The sequence below is a fragment of the Marisediminicola senii genome, from assembly GCF_011057645.1.
Taxonomy (GTDB): domain Bacteria; phylum Actinomycetota; class Actinomycetes; order Actinomycetales; family Microbacteriaceae; genus Marisediminicola; species Marisediminicola senii.
This window is the reverse complement of the sequence record NZ_JAALGE010000018.1, coordinates 1-15132: the sequence shown is the minus strand read 5'-3', so window position 1 is coordinate 15132 and position 15132 is coordinate 1. Positions and strand designations below refer to the sequence as shown.

At 69.3% G+C, this 15132-nt stretch carries 16 protein-coding genes; 2 read left to right on the top strand and 14 right to left on the bottom strand.

The window, feature by feature from the left end; translation table 11 throughout:
* Positions 1-156: 156 nt before the first annotated feature.
* From G5S38_RS07880 to thyX, 10 genes are all read right to left on the bottom strand, one after another.
* Positions 157-378, bottom strand: coding sequence for a DUF3046 domain-containing protein (locus tag G5S38_RS07880; RefSeq protein ID WP_165066916.1), 222 nt, complete (start codon positions 376-378; stop codon positions 157-159).
* 129 nt (positions 379-507) lie between these two features.
* Positions 508-816, bottom strand: a complete 309-nt coding sequence (locus tag G5S38_RS07875; protein WP_165066914.1) for a helix-turn-helix domain-containing protein — start codon at positions 814-816, stop codon at positions 508-510.
* A gap of 187 nt (positions 817-1003) precedes the next feature.
* Entirely contained in the window at positions 1004-1504 is a 501-nt protein-coding gene (locus G5S38_RS07870; RefSeq protein ID WP_165066910.1) for a CinA family protein, read from the bottom strand.
* Positions 1501-2121 (bottom strand): CDP-diacylglycerol--glycerol-3-phosphate 3-phosphatidyltransferase, encoded by a 621-nt coding sequence (gene pgsA / locus G5S38_RS07865; protein ID WP_165067005.1) that lies wholly within the window; start codon positions 2119-2121, stop codon positions 1501-1503. Before pgsA ends, G5S38_RS07870 begins: the two co-directional genes overlap by 4 nt.
* A 64-nt stretch (positions 2122-2185) precedes the next feature.
* A complete protein-coding gene (locus G5S38_RS07860; protein WP_165066907.1) occupies positions 2186-5002 on the bottom strand; it encodes an FtsK/SpoIIIE family DNA translocase in 2817 nt (938 codons plus the stop codon).
* 116 nt (positions 5003-5118) lie between these two features.
* The gene (locus G5S38_RS07855) at positions 5119-6336 is read right to left on the bottom strand and encodes an ABC transporter permease (protein ID WP_235928961.1); all 1218 of its coding nucleotides are present in this window, start codon (positions 6334-6336) and stop codon (positions 5119-5121) included.
* Positions 6333-7055: an ABC transporter ATP-binding protein gene (locus G5S38_RS07850; protein ID WP_165066904.1), complete on the bottom strand. Its 723-nt coding sequence runs from the start codon at positions 7053-7055 to the stop codon at positions 6333-6335. Before G5S38_RS07850 ends, G5S38_RS07855 begins: the two co-directional genes overlap by 4 nt.
* 3 nt (positions 7056-7058) lie before the next feature.
* Positions 7059-8075 carry an efflux RND transporter periplasmic adaptor subunit gene (locus tag G5S38_RS07845; RefSeq protein ID WP_201276620.1) on the bottom strand — a complete coding sequence of 339 codons (1017 nt, stop codon included), beginning with the start codon at positions 8073-8075 and terminating at the stop codon, positions 7059-7061.
* A 115-nt stretch (positions 8076-8190) separates the two neighbouring features.
* Positions 8191-9168 (bottom strand): 4-hydroxy-tetrahydrodipicolinate synthase, encoded by a 978-nt coding sequence (gene dapA / locus G5S38_RS07840; protein WP_165066900.1) that lies wholly within the window; start codon positions 9166-9168, stop codon positions 8191-8193.
* Positions 9169-9193: 25 nt separating this feature from the next.
* On the bottom strand, positions 9194-9952 hold the full coding sequence (thyX, locus tag G5S38_RS07835; RefSeq protein ID WP_235928960.1) for an FAD-dependent thymidylate synthase: 759 nt from the start codon (positions 9950-9952) through the stop codon (positions 9194-9196).
* A 210-nt stretch (positions 9953-10162) separates the two neighbouring features.
* Here thyX and G5S38_RS07830 point away from each other — a divergent pair, with 210 nt between their 5' ends.
* Positions 10163-11110, top strand: coding sequence for a TIGR01777 family oxidoreductase (locus tag G5S38_RS07830; protein WP_165066894.1), 948 nt, complete (start codon positions 10163-10165; stop codon positions 11108-11110).
* A gap of 17 nt (positions 11111-11127) precedes the next feature.
* On the opposite strand, the gene G5S38_RS07825 is transcribed toward G5S38_RS07830, so the two are convergent.
* Together G5S38_RS07825 and dapB are read right to left on the bottom strand one after the other, a co-directional pair.
* The gene (locus G5S38_RS07825) at positions 11128-11574 is read right to left on the bottom strand and encodes a tetratricopeptide repeat protein (protein WP_165066891.1); all 447 of its coding nucleotides are present in this window, start codon (positions 11572-11574) and stop codon (positions 11128-11130) included.
* Entirely contained in the window at positions 11571-12308 is a 738-nt protein-coding gene (dapB, locus tag G5S38_RS07820) for a 4-hydroxy-tetrahydrodipicolinate reductase (protein WP_165066888.1), read from the bottom strand. The genes G5S38_RS07825 and dapB overlap by 4 nt, the downstream gene beginning before the upstream one ends.
* An 87-nt stretch (positions 12309-12395) precedes the next feature.
* Here dapB and G5S38_RS07815 point away from each other — a divergent pair, with 87 nt between their 5' ends.
* On the top strand, positions 12396-12935 hold the full coding sequence (locus G5S38_RS07815) for a GNAT family N-acetyltransferase (RefSeq protein WP_165066886.1): 540 nt from the start codon (positions 12396-12398) through the stop codon (positions 12933-12935).
* Positions 12936-13018: 83 nt separating this feature from the next.
* On the opposite strand, the gene G5S38_RS07810 is transcribed toward G5S38_RS07815, so the two are convergent.
* Together G5S38_RS07810 and G5S38_RS07805 are read right to left on the bottom strand one after the other, a co-directional pair.
* Complete coding sequence (locus G5S38_RS07810; RefSeq protein ID WP_165066883.1) at positions 13019-13621, bottom strand: histidine phosphatase family protein; 603 nt, start codon at positions 13619-13621, stop codon at positions 13019-13021.
* 4 nt (positions 13622-13625) lie between these two features.
* The gene (locus tag G5S38_RS07805; protein WP_165066880.1) at positions 13626-14972 is read right to left on the bottom strand and encodes a M16 family metallopeptidase; all 1347 of its coding nucleotides are present in this window, start codon (positions 14970-14972) and stop codon (positions 13626-13628) included.
* Between the last annotated feature and the right edge of the window lie 160 nt (positions 14973-15132).

Genomic DNA, 15132 nt, shown 5'->3' with positions numbered 1-15132 from the left:
TCACGAGACGCCGTGTCGACGATTGCGACTGTACGCGTGGGCACCGACATTGCTCGATGGAAACGGCCTACAGTGCACAAATCGCTTCGATTGCGCCTGTGAAGGAGCCTAGCCACACCCGAACGGATGTTCGAGAGGCGGGCGGCGTGTTGAGGGCTAGTTCTTGGGCAATTGCCCGACGCCGTGCCGGCGGCTGGGCGGGACGTCGGTCGCAGCGCACAGGGCGAGCCAGACCGCGCGGGGCCCGTGGCCCGCGGCCATTGCCTGCACGGCGGTCAGGTCGCCGAACTCGATGAGCACCAGGTCGCGAGTGACGGTATTGCCGTAGGTGTCGCCGAACTCCGCGGCGACGGCCACCCAGAACTCGCTCTCTCTCACGCTTCCCACGGTAGCAACCTGTGCGTGGTCGCCGTGACGCGTCGACATCGTGACGCACGGCGTACCGTCACACGGGTGCCCGGGCATGCAGAACGCCCCGGTGCTCGAGCACCGGGGCGTTCTGGGGAGTCAGCGGACGGCGAGGTCCGCGTCGAAGTTGGCGACGAGGTCGTCGGGAACGGTGTCGGGGATCGGGTTCAATCCCTCGATCACTGCCATGCGGTCACCGACCTCGCGCATGATGACGGAAATGGGTGTTTCGAGAGCATCCGCGACCGAAGCGAGAATCTCTGAGCTGGCCTCTTTCTGGCCTCGCTCAACCTCGCTCAGGTAACCGAGAGCAACGCTCGCCTTGCTCGCTACCTGACGAAGGGTGCGACCCTTCTGCAGGCGGAAGTCCCGGAGAACATCTCCGATTTCTTGGCGTACCAGAACCATGTGGACCCTCCTCCTTAGTGACGTACCCTCGACGTGAATCGGCTTCTGTGCGGGATGCTGAAGCGGGTGTCTATGATCACATCCGTTTCGTCGAACTCTAGCCAGAGGCCACTGTATGACGGTTGTGAATCACAGACATGTAACGAGATCGAAACGGGAAACATTCCCGGGGGCCTCGCCGGTACTGTCAGCCCGCAGCCACCGCATTCACGATGGCTGCCAGTGATTCGGAGACGACGCCCGCGCGGATTGCATCCCGGTCGCCGGTGAGCGAGAGATGGATGACTTTCAGCTCGCCCCTGACGTCGACGGCGACGAATGCGGTGCCCGCCGGATGCCCGTCGTGCGCGCCGGGGCCCGCGACGCCGGTGGTGGCGACGCCCACATCGGCGGGGGTCCCGTCGATCGCGAGCACCCGCCGCACTCCCGATGCCATCTGGGCCGCGACATCCGGATCCACCGGTCCCCTGATGTCGAGGAGCTCCCTGGATACGCCGAGCACTGAATGCTTGATCGCCGTGGAGTAGGAGACGACACCCCCGCTGACGACGGCGGATGCGCCGGGCACCGCCGTCAGGGCGGCAGCCACGAGCCCGCCGGTGAGCGACTCCGCAACCGCGATGGTGAAACCCGCCTCGGCGAGCTGCTCGATGACGGCGCGGGCATCGGGGCCCGCGGTGCCGGTCACGCTGCCGTGCCCTGCCGGCCCGCACCGTTCGGGCGGTTGAGCTTGTAGTCCTTGACGAGGTAGTCGATTCCGGTGACCACGGTCGCGATGAGGGCCAGCGCCATCACCACGGCGGATACCCAGAGCACCCAGTCGCCGACGATGAGCTGGATCGGAGCGAGGTACAGCGAGATCGCCACCGACTGCAGCACGGTCTTGATTTTCCCCCCGCTGGATGCCGGGATCACGCGTGTGCGCAGTGCGACGAACCGGTACACCGTGATGCCGAGCTCGCGCACCAGCACGACGATTGTGACCCACCACCACAGCTCGCCCAGGATCGAGAGCGAGACCAGGGCCCCGCCGATGAGCACCTTGTCGGCGATCGGGTCGAGGATCTTGCCGAGGTCGGTGACCAGGTTCAGCCTCCTGGCCAGGAACCCGTCGACGCTGTCGGTGACGATCGCGACGATGAACACGATGGCGGCGACCCAGCGCAACGCGCCGAGCTCTCCCGCGTCGGCGAGCAGCAGCCACACGAACACCGGCGCCATGAGGATGCGCACCACCGTGATGATGTTGGCGATGTTCGCCGAGCTCGCCTGGCTGTCCCCGAAACTCGCGACCCTGCCGCGCATGGGGTTGGGTCGGCGACCCGGGTCGCCGGGCCCCGGTGTCGTTGCACTCTCGGCGGCCACGTCGCTACTCCCTGCCCGTCAGTCCCCAGGCATCCTCGTCCGAGGTGTCATCGACCTCATCGTAGCCTCGCGTCATGTCGCCCACGGGGTCGACCCCGTACTGGTCCGTCGCCCCAACCCCCGCAGCACCGACTCCGGCAGGACCGGCCCCAGCGGCCGTCGCACCGGGTACCGACGACCGTGCCGCCGGCTCGTCCGGAGCGTCGTCGCCGCGCAGGCGTGCGAGCACCCCGGCCAGCTGCTCCGGCGCCACGAGCACGTCGCGGGCCTTGGATCCCTCGGATGCCCCGACGATCTCGCGGGACTCGAGGAGGTCCATCAGGCGGCCGGCCTTCGCGAAGCCGACGCGCAGCTTGCGCTGCAGCATCGACGTCGACCCGAACTGGGTGCTGACGACCAGCTCGGCCGCGGCGAGCAGCACCTCGAGGTCGTCTCCGATGTCTCCGTCGATGGCCTTCTTCTCGGCGGTGACGGCGACGTCGTTGCGGTACTCGGGCTGCGCCTGCCGGGTGACGTGCTGCACGACGGCGTTGACTTCGCTCTCACTGACCCACGCGCCCTGCACGCGGATCGACTTCGACGTGCCCATCGGCAGGAACAGCGCATCGCCCTGGCCGATCAGCTTGTCGGCGCCCGGCTGGTCGAGGATGACGCGGCTGTCGGTCATGCTGCTCACGGCGAACGCGAGGCGCGACGGCACGTTGGCCTTGATGAGTCCGGTCACGACGTCGACGCTCGGGCGCTGCGTGGCGAGCACGAGGTGGATGCCGGATGCGCGGGCCAGCTGGGTGATCCGCACGATCGAGTCCTCGACGTCGCGCGGCGCGACCATCATCAGGTCGGCGAGCTCGTCGACGACGATGAGCAGGTACGGGTATGGCTTAAGACGGCGTTCGCTGCCCACCGGCAGCACGATCTCGTTCGCGAGCACCGCCCGGTTGAAGTCGTCGATGTGACGGAACCCGAAGCTCTCGAGGTCGTCGTAGCGCATGTCCATCTCTTTGACGACCCAGCTCAGCGCCTCGGCGGCCTTCTTGGGGCTCGTGATCACCGGGGTGATGAGGTGCGGGATGCCGGCATACGGCGTGAGCTCGACGCGCTTCGGGTCGATCAGCACCATGCGGACCTCGGCCGGCGTCGCCCGCATGAGGATCGAGGTGATCATCGAGTTCACGAAGCTCGACTTGCCGGAGCCGGTGGCGCCGGCGACGAGGAGGTGGGGCATCTTCGAGAGGTTCGCGACGACGAATCCCCCCTCGACGTCCTTGCCGAGGCCCATGGTGAGCGGGTGCGTGTTGCTCGTGGCCGCCTTGGAGCGCAGCACGTCGCCGAGCGAGACGATCTCACGGTCGGTGTTGGGGATCTCGACGCCGATAGCGCTCTTGCCGGGGATCGGCGAGAGGATGCGCACCTCGTTGCTCTTGACCGCGTAGCTGAGGTTCTTGCTGAGGGCGGTGACCCTCTCGACCTTGACGCTCGGGCCGAGTTCGATCTCGTATCGGGTCACGGTCGGCCCGCGGCTGAAGCCGGTGACCTTCGCGTCGACGGAGAACTGGTCGAGCACCTCGGTGATGGCGCGCACGATCTCGTCGTTCGCCTCGGAGCGGGACTTCGCCGGGGTGCCGAGGCTCAGCGCCGAGACGGCGGGCAGGCGGTACGGCGTGCTGGGGGCACCCTGCGCCGGGTCGTCGAACTCGCCCGCCTGGCCCTTGACCGATGCCCGGTCGGAGAAGCCGGGGAGCAGCTCGACGGGGCCGATCGGACCCGAGTCGTCGCGGATGCCCGTCGGGTGCTGGTCGACCTCGCCGGTGAACCGCACGACGGCCCGCTCGGCATTGTCGAGCTCGTCGATGAGGTCGTCGGAGTACGCGGTCTCGGCGGGGAGCGTGCGATCGATGACCTCGGTCTCGCTTGTTGCGAGCGCCGGGCTGAGTACAGGGCTGTCGAACGCGGGGTCCTCTTCGCGCTGGGTCTTGTTGCGACGCCACCACGGCAGCTGTGACGGGTCGACCTCGTCGTCGTCGCTGGCGGCGTCGACGCGCTCGAGGGTGGCCGCGTTGCGCTTGGCCGCCTTGGCCTCCGCCACGGCCTCCTCGTCGGGGATGGTCGCCCCGAACAGGTAGGCGTAGAGCTCGTGGAGGCGCCGGACGGTCTTGTTCGGCGGGGTCTTGGTGATGATGAAGATCGAGAGGATGAGCAGCACGACGACGACCGCCGTCGCGCCGGCGTCGGTGATGATGGCGATGAGGGGTGCGGCGAGCACCCACCCGAGGACGCCGCCCGCGACGGCGAGGCCGGGCATGCCCTCGGCGGGGAGCGGTTGCCCGAGGAAGATGTGGCACAGCGCGCTGATGCTCGTCAAACCGATGGCGAGGCCGATGCCGATGCGTCCGTTGTCGTGGACCGAGGATGGATGCCGGAACAGCCAGATCGCGAAGAGCAGCATGATCACCGGCAGCGCGAACGCGACCCGACCGAACAGGCCACCGAAGGTGTACGCGTCGAGGGCGATCGCGACGGGGTCGGACGGGTTGAACCACTCCACCGCGGCGCCGAGCACGGCGAGCACGAAGAGGAAGAACGGTACTCCGTCGCGGCGCTCGTCCTTGGCCAGCGTCTCCTTGCCGAGCACGCGGGCCGCACCGCCGACCAGGTGTGACATGCCGATCCAGCCGCGGGCGAGCAGTCCGGGGCCCTCGTCGGGCACGGGGGTGACGGGGAGCTTGCGCGTCGAGCCCTTGGCTGCGGTCGTGCCGTTCTTTGCGCGGGTCTGCCCGGAGGTGGATTTGGCGCGCGGTGACGGGCGGGTGGTCGTAGCCATGGTTCCAAACTACCGGCGGGGGCGCCCGGGCGGCAGGTGCGACACCCGCCACGCGGCATCCATGCATCGCCTCGACGGCACGGGACTGCCCGTCACTCCCGACGAATCGGGAGGCATCAGTAGCGGATGGCGTCGATGACCCTGACCCGCACGGCGACCAGCGCGGGGAGCAGCCCGGCGAGCGCACCGACCGCGACCGACGCGGCGAGTCCGATCAGGGCCGCGTCGACGGGGAACGGCGGGATGTCGATGACGCCGGGGGCGATGTAGCCCTGCACGATGGGGCTCTGCACGATCGCGATGGCGACCCCGACCCCGATGACCCCGGCCACCACGGTGCCGACGACGCTCTCCATCATGACCGCGAAGAAGATGCGCGGGGCGGTCGCCCCGAAGCTGCGGCGGATGCCGATCTCGCGGATGCGCTGGCGCACGGTGACGAGGGAGATGTTCACCAGGCTGAGGGCGCCGAGGAAGAGGATCAGCACCGCGACCCCGGTCACGACCATGCGGATGGGGGCGAAGGGGTCCTCTCCGCTCGCCCCGAAGTCCTGCCGGTTGACGTCGACCTGCACGCCCTCGCCGGCCATCGCCTCGAGGTCGCGCGACAGCAGGGTGGTCAGCTGGTCCGAGGTCTCTTCCGGCACCCAGAACTCGTAGCTCGGCGGCTGCTGCGCGAGTACGGCGGGGTCGACGATCGCGGCGAACGCGTCGGTGAGCATCATGCCAGAGCTCGTGGTGTCGCCGGGGAAGGACTCCACGACGCCGATGACCACGGCTGTCGCGGCATCGGCACCGGTCAGCTCGACCGTCGGGTGGGTTCGCGGGTCGGGCGACCCGATGCGGTTCCAGAAGCCCTCGTTGATGATGATCGCCGGTGCGAAGCGGCCGGCGTCGCGGTCGGTGAACCAGTCCCCGTGCAGCACGGTCAGGCGGTGGATCACGGCGTAGTCGACGTCGACCAGCTGGAACGGGATGTCAGCGACGCCCTCGGGCAGCTGCACGCGCTGGTTGGCGTATCCGTTCGACGTGTGGTGCGAGATCCGGTACTTGTCGACCACGGTGTCGACCGATGACGCGAGGGACGCGGCATCCATCGGCTCACCCGACTGGCTGTAGAAGTACGCGCCGATCGTCGCGGCGCGACCGCCGCTGCGCTCGTACGACTCGAGTGACGACTGCTGCGCGACGGTTCCGAGCCCGACCACCGTGGTCAGGGCGGCGACGGCGACGGCGACACCGATGAGGCTGAGCAGCACGCGGGTGCGGTGGATGCGCAACTCGGCTGCCGCCTCGACCATCGCGCCGACCACACTGGCGGCCAGGCGCCTCACCGTGGCACGTCCAGCGCTGCGGCGAGCGCGCGGGTGATGTCGAGCGGGGTGAGCACGCCGGTGTCGAGCCGGTAGTGCCGTCGCGCGAGGGCGGCGACGTTGGTGTCATGGGTGATGGTGATGAGGGCGGCCCCCGAGGCTTCGGCGACGTCGTCGAGCAGGGCCATCACGGTAGTGCCCGTCTCGATGTCCAGTGCGCCGGTCGGTTCGTCGGCCAGGATCAGGCGCGGCCCGCGCACCAGGGCCCTCGCGATGGCGACGCGCTGCTGTTCGCCGCCGGAGAGCTTCTCGGGCATGGACTGCATGCGCCCGGAGAGCCCGACGCGGTCGAGCATCTCGGCGGCCAGCCGGCGCCGCTGCCAGAACTGGCGACCCGTGGCGTAGAGCAGAGGGGTCTGCACGTTCTCGAGCGCGGTGCGCCCCGGCAGGAGGTTGAACTGCTGGAATATGAAGCCGATGTCGGCTCCCCTGGCGCGGTCGCGCTGCCCGGACCTGAGGCGGGAGACGAGCCTGCCGTCGAAGTGGATGGTTCCGGATGACGGGGCGTCGAGCAGCCCGAGGAGGTTGAGCAGCGTGGTCTTGCCCGACCCGGACCGGCCGACCACGGAGACATGGTCGCCCACGTCGACCTCGAGGTCGACGCCGCGGAGGATGTCGAGGACCGACGAATCGGGCAGCCGCACGGAGCGGGTGACGCCCTGCAACTCGAGCAGTGCCACGGATCAGCCCTCGCAGGTGATGCTGCCGTCGGGGAACGACATGCAGCCGTCTCCCATGTCGACGCCCTGTTGCGGCGCCCCCGGCACGTACTGCATGACCATCTCGTTCTCAGCCAGCCCGCCGGTGATCTCCACCGAGGTGCCGTCGGTGAGCCCGAGGGTGACCGGCTTGGGTTCGCTCGAGCCGTCGTCGGCCAGCACGTAGACGTTGCCGGTGCCGGCGGATCCCTCGACGGCGGTCACCGGAACGGTGAGCACGTTCTCGGCGACTCCCCCGGCCATCGTGAGTTCGGCCGCGAGCCCGGCGAAGACGGTGACCTCGGCTGGCACGGCGCACCGCACGGTGGCCCCGGTCGCGGGCGCCGGTTCTGCGCCGTCGCCGGCGCCCGATACCGAGGTCGCCCCCGGCAGCGCGCTGCTGATGGTGAGTCCCGTGCAGGTGAACGGCGCCGGGCCGCCCGTGATGCTCACGGTGGCCTCGGACGGGCGGGTGATCAGGCGGTACTGCTGCTCGGGCGCGAGGGCGCCGCTGACGCTGAACGTGGTCGGGGCGACCTGCGCGATGGCCTCGCCGACCGTGACCGTCTGTGCGGCGATGACGGACACCGACGACAGGATGCCGGGCGAGCCGGCGACCACGGTCACGGTCTTGACCACGTCGGGAGCGACGGTGCCGTCGGCCGCGATGGCGCCGGGGGTCGTCGACCGGATGGTGGCGACGGGGGTGTCCGCGGCGACGGTGGCGCCGACGGCGGCGATCACCCTGACGACGTCACCCGCCATGGTCGCCTTGACGGGCACCGCGGCATCCTGCGCCACCGAACCGGTGACGGTCACGTCGTTCTGGATGGTACCGATGACCACCGGAACCTCCGGCTCGACGATCTCGGCGGTCGGGAACTCGGGCGACGCCGCCTGGGTGGTCTCGCCGAAGAAGGCGAGCTTGACGAGCGCCGCGGCGATGGCCGCGAAGATCAGGAGGCGGATGATCGGAAAGATCCAGGTGCGAACGATGCCCACGATGACTCCAGGAGACGGTGCACTGCCCTCCGGAGGCTGCGCTTCGCTCAACCTACCGACGGTTGGGCGCCGTGGGGTCATCCCGCAGGATGAATTTTATAAAACCTCAGGAGTACTAGCGGGTGGTGCCGGCCACCTTGGGCAGGGCGCCACCGGCGGCCGCGTTGCGGTCGGGACGGAAGTTCGTCAGGTCGAGTCCGGGGATCTCGCCGACCAGGGCAATCTCGTCTTCGATCATGGCGGCTTCGAAGTCCTCGGGGCCGACGAGCGGCAGGCGAACCCGGGGGCTCGCGATGCGGCCGAGGCCGTGCAGGATGTACTTCGCCGCGACGGTGCCAGGCACGTGGGTCATCACGGCGCGCACGAGGGGCTCGAGGGCCATGTGGGCGGCGGTGGCAGCGGTGAGGTCGCCGGCGTTGACCGCGTCGACGATCACGCGGTAGGGCGCGGCGGCGATGTTGGCGGTCACGCCGATGAGTCCGGAGGCGCCGATCGCGAGGTGTGGGAGCGCGTTGGCGTCGTCACCGGAGAAGTAGAGCAGGTCGGTCTGGTTCAGCACGCGGCTGACCTCGCTGAAGTCGCCCTTTGCATCCTTGATCGCGAGGATGTTGGGGTGCTTCGCGGCCCGGAGGATGGTCTCGTAGCGGATCGGGACGCCGGTGCGGCCGGGGATGTCATAGAGGATGACCGGCAGGTCGGTGGCGTCGGCGATCATGCGGAAGTGCGTGAGGATGCCGGCCTGGGTGGGCTTGTTGTAGTACGGGGTGACGATCATGACGCCGTCGGCGCCGGCCTTCTCGCTGGCCTTGTAGAGCTCGATGGCGTGCGCGGTCTCGTTGGATCCGCCCCCGGTGATGATCTTGGCGCGGCCGTTCGCGACGGACTTGCCGACCTCGACGAGGCGTAGCTTCTCCGGGTCAGTCAGGGTGCTGGTCTCGCCCGTGGTGCCGGTGACGACGATGCCGTCTGCCCCGTCGGTGATGACGTCGTCGATGTGCTTCTCGACACCCGCCCAGTCGACCTCGCCGTCGGCGGTGAAGGGGGTGACGAGTGCGACAAGCACCTGGCCAAATGGGTTCGACGTCGTAGACACGTACCCCAGCTTAACGTCGGTCGGGCTATGGAGCGACGCGCCCGTTCTGGTTGAACGTCTCGTAGGTGATCGGCATGAGCTCCTCGAAGAAGCCCTCCATCTTCTCGGCGGCCATCTCGATCTCGCGCTGCGGGAACGACGGAAAGTGCGTGCCCTCCCGCTTGGTGCGCAGCGAGAGGAAGTTCATCAGCGACCGCGCGTTCATCGTGACGTACATCGAGGAGTAGATGTTGAGCGGCAGCACGATGCGGGCCACCTCGCGGGCGACGCCGGCATCCAGCATCCGTTGATACGAGGCGAATGCCTCGGTCGAGATGCGGCGCGTCTCGTCGGCCACGAGGTCGGTCTGCTCTGGCGTGCCTGGCAGAAAGTCGTATGCGCCAGGCTTGCCCACCTGCACGAGGTTGCGGTCGGGCCCTGGCACGTAGAAGACCGGGTTGAGCTCGCGATAGCGGCCAGACTCCTCGTTGTACGAGGCAATGCGGTGCCGCATGAACTCGCGGAACACGAAGATCGGCGCCTGCACGTAGAACGTCATCGAGTTGTGCTCGAACGGCGACCCGTGGCGGTCGCGCATCAGGTAGTTGATGAGCCCCTTGCTGCGGGATGCGTCGACATCGTCGTTCTGCGCGGACTCGAGGGTCTGCTCCCCCTGGGTCGACACCCGGGCGGCGAACAGCACGTCGGAGTCGCTGGCGCTGTGGCGCACGAGCTCGACGGCGATATCGGAGCGGAACTGGGCGTCGGCGTGACGGGGAACGTCGTTCTCGGTCTGTTCTGGCACGGTCATCACGATAGCCCGGAAGCGCTGGGCGCCCGGCGTGCCGGCCCGTGGCGCGCGGCGTGGCGGATGGCGGCGCGCGGTGTTGCGGGTCACGGCGGCGGCAGTGGCGGGTCATGGCGCGCGGTGTCGCGGGTCACGGCGGCGGCAGTGTGAGCGCTCAGGCGCGCGCCGGGCGAGGTGCCATATGCTGTGCGGAACGGAGGGGCCATCATGCCTGTGACCAGCGATTCATCAGCCAACGGGGCGGCACCGACCTCGGTTCTCATTGCCGGGGCGTCCGGCCTCATCGGCGGCGAGCTGGTGAAGCAGCTCACCGCGAACGGCTTCGCCGTGACCCGCCTCGTGCGCCGAACCCCGCGCGGTGCAGACGAGCGCCAGTGGGATCCAGCGAGCGGCACCCTCGACCCGTCGGTGATGGATGGGGTCGACGCGGTCATCAACCTCTCCGGGGCGTCCATCGCGCGCATCCCCTGGACGAAGAAGTACAAGCAGACCATCCTCGATTCGCGCCTGCAGGTGACCAGTGCCCTGGTCGGTGCCATGAACCGCGCCGCGACGCCCCCCACCGCGTTCCTCAGTGGCTCGGCGGTGGGCATCTACGGCGACCAGCCGTCGGCACGCCTCGCGGACGGCGCACCGGAGGGCACCGGTTTTCTTGCCGACGTCGTGCGGCAGTGGGAGGCGGCCGCGGCCGAGCGTCCGGCCGCGACCCGCCTGGTCACCCTCCGCACCGGATTGGTGATCGCGAACGGCGGGGCGCTGAAGCAGCTCATACTGCCGACCAAGCTCGGCCTCGCGGTGCGGGTGGGCACGGGCGGGCAGTACTGGCCGTGGATCAGCCTCCACGACGAGGCCGCCGCGATCCGCCACCTCGTGGCCTCCCGGGTCGAGGGCCCCGTGAACCTCGCCGGACCCGATCCCGCGACATCCGACCGGGCAACCGCCTACCTCGCGAAGAAGCTGCACCGCCCGTACAACTTCGTGTTCCCCGAGCGGATCGTGTCGCTCGTGATGGGTGAGGCCGGGCGCGAGCTTCTGCTGTCGAGCCAGAAGATGGTGCCGACAACGCTGCTCGCCGACGGGTTCACCTTCCGCCACGAGACCGTCGAGCAGGCGATCGACGCCGTGTTCGAGGGCGACGGCGCCGCGAAGAAGTAGCGGGGCCGCGCCGTGCCTCAGGCGACCGCGTCGCGGTGCAGCGCGATGGCCCTGCGCACCGACGAGCGCGCCCGACGGCGGTCTCCGCACGCGTCGTAGGCGAGCCCGAGGCGGAACCACGCCTTCCAGTTGCCTGGGTCGCTCTCGACGGCCGATCGGTAGCGCGGAAAGTCCGCGTCTGCCGCACTGCGCACCGGTCGGCCGCTCGGCCGGAGCGGCAGGGTGTCGGCCGGCAGGTCGCCGTCCGCCTGCACGATGGCACCGAGCTTCTGCGTGCGCAACCCGAACAGGAGCTCGGCGACGAGGGCCCACAGCCCGATCAAGGGCAGCACGATCAGGGCCACGCCCATGATGCGCACGACGGTGTCGTCGACGGTGAGCAGCCGAACGGCCAGAACGCCGACGACCGCGAGGTACAGGGCGAGCAGCGCCGTCATCACGATGACGAGGATGCGCGTGGTCATCCGGCGCCGCCGAGGTCGATCAGCTTGTCGAGCCCGACGGTGACGCCGGTCGCGGTGCGGGCGGCGTCGAGGGCGAGGTGGATGCCGGCGCGATACGACTCGTTCGACAGCGTCTGGTGGCTGACGGTCACCGTCTCGCCGTTCCCGCTGAACACGACGTCCTGCCGCGCGAGCACGCCGTCGAGGCGGAGGCTGTGGATCGGGATGCTGGCCACCTGCTGCCCGCGGGCACGCTGGTCGGTGTGCGGGGCGATGACCGGCCCGAGCGTCGCCCTGGCGACACCCATCAGCTCGGCCGTGCGCACGGCGGTACCCGATGGGGAGTCCACCTTCGTGGCGGCGTGGGTCTCGACGATCTCGATGGATTCGAAGTAGCGCGCGGCGATGGTCGCGAAGCTCGTGGCGAGGGCCGACCCGAGGGAGAAGTTCGGGATGACGAGCACGCCGACCTCGGATCCGGCGAGGTGGTTCTCGAGCGACGTGATGCGGTCGGCCGACCAGCCGCTGGTGCCGACCACGACCGAGATGCCGTGCGACACGGCGAAGTCGACGACGCGCTGGCTCACGCCGGGCAGGGTCACGTCGACGGCGATCTGCGCCCCGAGCATGTCCTCGAGCGGGCCCTTCGAGTCGAGCCGGGCGACGAGGTCGTAGTCGCTGGACTGCTCGACGATGTCGCAGACGAGGGAGCCCAGCCGGCCGGTTGCGCCGACGACGGCGACCTTGGTGATCATGCGTCCAATCTACCCGGGCACGCCGGGCACCAGACGTGCGGGAGCACCCAGCGCCGGGCACCGTCCCCCGCGTCCTAGGCTGGGCGAATGGTCACGTTTCGCACCGCGGCGGTGACGGAGGATTCCTCCGTCACCCTCCTCACCGAGTACTTCGCCAGTCGGGCGCAATCCTTTCCCGCCGGCATGGGCGAATACCGCACCGCGTTCCCCTCCCCCACCCAGTTCGTGCCGCCCCGCGGCGTTTTCCTGATCGTGCAGGACGACACGCCCCGCCCCGGAGCCGGCGATGAGAACGGTGTGGATGCCGCCGCGAGCGCTCCGGCCGATGTCGGGTGCGGCGGCATCCGACTGCTCGACCACTCGGCCGGGGTGACGCGCTTCGAGGTCAAGCACCTCTGGCTGCAGCCACACCTCAGGGGACGCGGGTTCGGGCGACTGCTGCTCGAGGAGCTCGAGTCACGCGCACGAGCATTCGGCGCGAGCGAGGTCGTGCTCGACACCAATGTCGCGCAGGAGGCTGCGGCCGGCCTCTACCGCAACGCCGGGTACGTCGAGATCGCCGCCTACAACGACAACCCCAACGCGACGCACTGGTTCGCGAAGAACCTGACGACCGAACTCGAGTAGCGAAGGTCAGCGGGCGGCTGCCCGCCCCACACAGGCGCACCCGCCTCGTTCGCCGAGCCGCGCTCGGCACGCGGCGAGCGGTGCTACAGCGGCTGGGCGACCGGCAGGCCGGTGCGCAACTCGACCGGGAGGTGCGCGAGGTCGTTGTGCGCGATCAGCTCCGGCGACTTGACCGAGCGGACCCGGATGATGGTGAGCCCGCAGTTCGCCTGGTTGGTGCCCATCCAGCGCCAGGCCGGGGCGTCGAAAACCTCCCGCACGAACCACGCGATGACGAAGTTATGGGTGATCAGCAGGTCGTGGCGGTCCTGTCGCGACGGGGTGAGCCATTCCGCGCCGGCATCGGTCATCTGGGCGCGCCCCGCGTCGATCTCGGCCTCGGTGACCGATCCGAAGAACGGCAGGAACGCCTGCGGCATGTCGGGGGTCGGGCCGGACGGGATGCAGTCGAACAGCAGCGCCGACGGCACGGGCTTGAGGCTCGGCATGCTCGCCGTCATGATCTGCGCGGTCTCTTCCGCGCGCTGCAGCGGTGAGTGCCACGCCCCGTCGAACGGCACTCCGCTGAGCCGGTCGGCGATGGCCTTGGCCTGGCGCTTTCCGCGTTCGGAGAGCGGGCCGTCCGGCAGGCCGTGCTCGGCGTCCTGCTGCTCGCCGTGCCTGACCAGGTAGAGAAAGTGCGACATCGCGCTACACCGCCGCCGTGAGCCCGGTGAGGGTCGCCTCGTCGATGGTGCCGACGGCGGCGACCGAGAGCGGCTGGGCCAACAGGTCGGCGGCCAGCTGCTGCACGCCGTCCGGGGTGACCAGGGCGAGGCGTCGGAGCGCTTCGTCGAGGTCGGCGAATTCGCCCAGCGTCAGTTCTGCCCGGCCGAGCCGCGACATGCGGGTGTCGGAGTCTTCGAGGGCGAGGGCGGATGCCCCGCTCAACTGCCCCACTGCCCTGTCGAGTTCTTCGACCGATACCCCGTCGCGAGCGAGCCGGCTGAACTCGCCGAGCACGAGTTCCGACACCTGCTCGAGTTTCGCCGGCGAGCACCCGGCGTAGATGCCGAACAGGCCGGCATCGGAGTAGCTGGGCGAGAACGAGTAGACCGAGTAAGCGAGTCCGCGCTTCTCCCGGACCTCTTGGAACAGCCGTGACGACATGCCGCCGCCGAAGATCGAGTTGAGCACCGCGAGGGTGGAGCGGCGGGGATCGGATGCCGGCAGCCCCGCCATGCCGAAGAGCACGTTCGCCTGCTCGACGGGGCGCTGCACGACGACCAGGGGGGATCCGCGGTCGATGACGACTCCCGACCCGTCGCGACGCGCGACCGGTGCCGCCTCGGCGCCCAGGTTCCATCCCGCTGCCTCGAGTGACCGCACGACGCCGTTGACGAGCTCGTCGTGGTCGACGGCTCCCGCGACGGTGATCACGAGGTCTTGGGCCCGGTAATTGGCCCCGTAGTGGTTCCACACCGATTCCCGGGTGGCGTCGGCGATGGTCTGCGGGCTGCCACCGATCGGCCTGGCCAGCGGGTGATCGCCGAAGACCGCTTCGAACAGGCGCTCGCTGGCGACGTCGCCCGGGTCGTCTTCGGCCATGGCCAGTTCTTCGAGGATCACCTCGCGTTCGTTCTCGAACTCCTCGGCGTCGAGCAGAGACGACGTGAACATGTCGGCGAGCACCTCGACGGCCATCGGGAGGTCGCGGTCCTGCACCTTGGCGTAGTAGCAGGTGTACTCCTTGGCCGTCGCCGCGTTGTGCTCGCCGCCGACCGCGTCGAAGCTGATCGCGATGTCGAGGGCGGTTCGCGTGGTGGTGCCCTTGAACAGCAGGTGCTCGAGAAAGTGGGTGGACCCGAAGGTTCCGGCCGACTCGTCGCGCGAACCCACGGCGACCCAGTAGCCGATCGTGGCGCTGCGCGCACCGGGCACGCGCTCGGACAGGATTCTCACCCCGCTCGGCAGAACGGTGCGACGCACCAGGGAATCGCCGGATGCCGCGAACGTGAGTTCGGCGAGGTCGAGGGGTAGTTGCACTGCGCCATTCATTGTGCCGAGCCTACGTCAGGGGTGGGACATGTGCCGGTCAAGTCCCCGGTGGTGGTGTAGCGGTGTCCTTCGGTTTGGGGGTTAGGCGCTGAGTCCGAGGGCGGGTTCGGTGGTCACCTCGGTTCCGGTGTCGGGGACGAGGGTGAGGCGGGATCTGGCG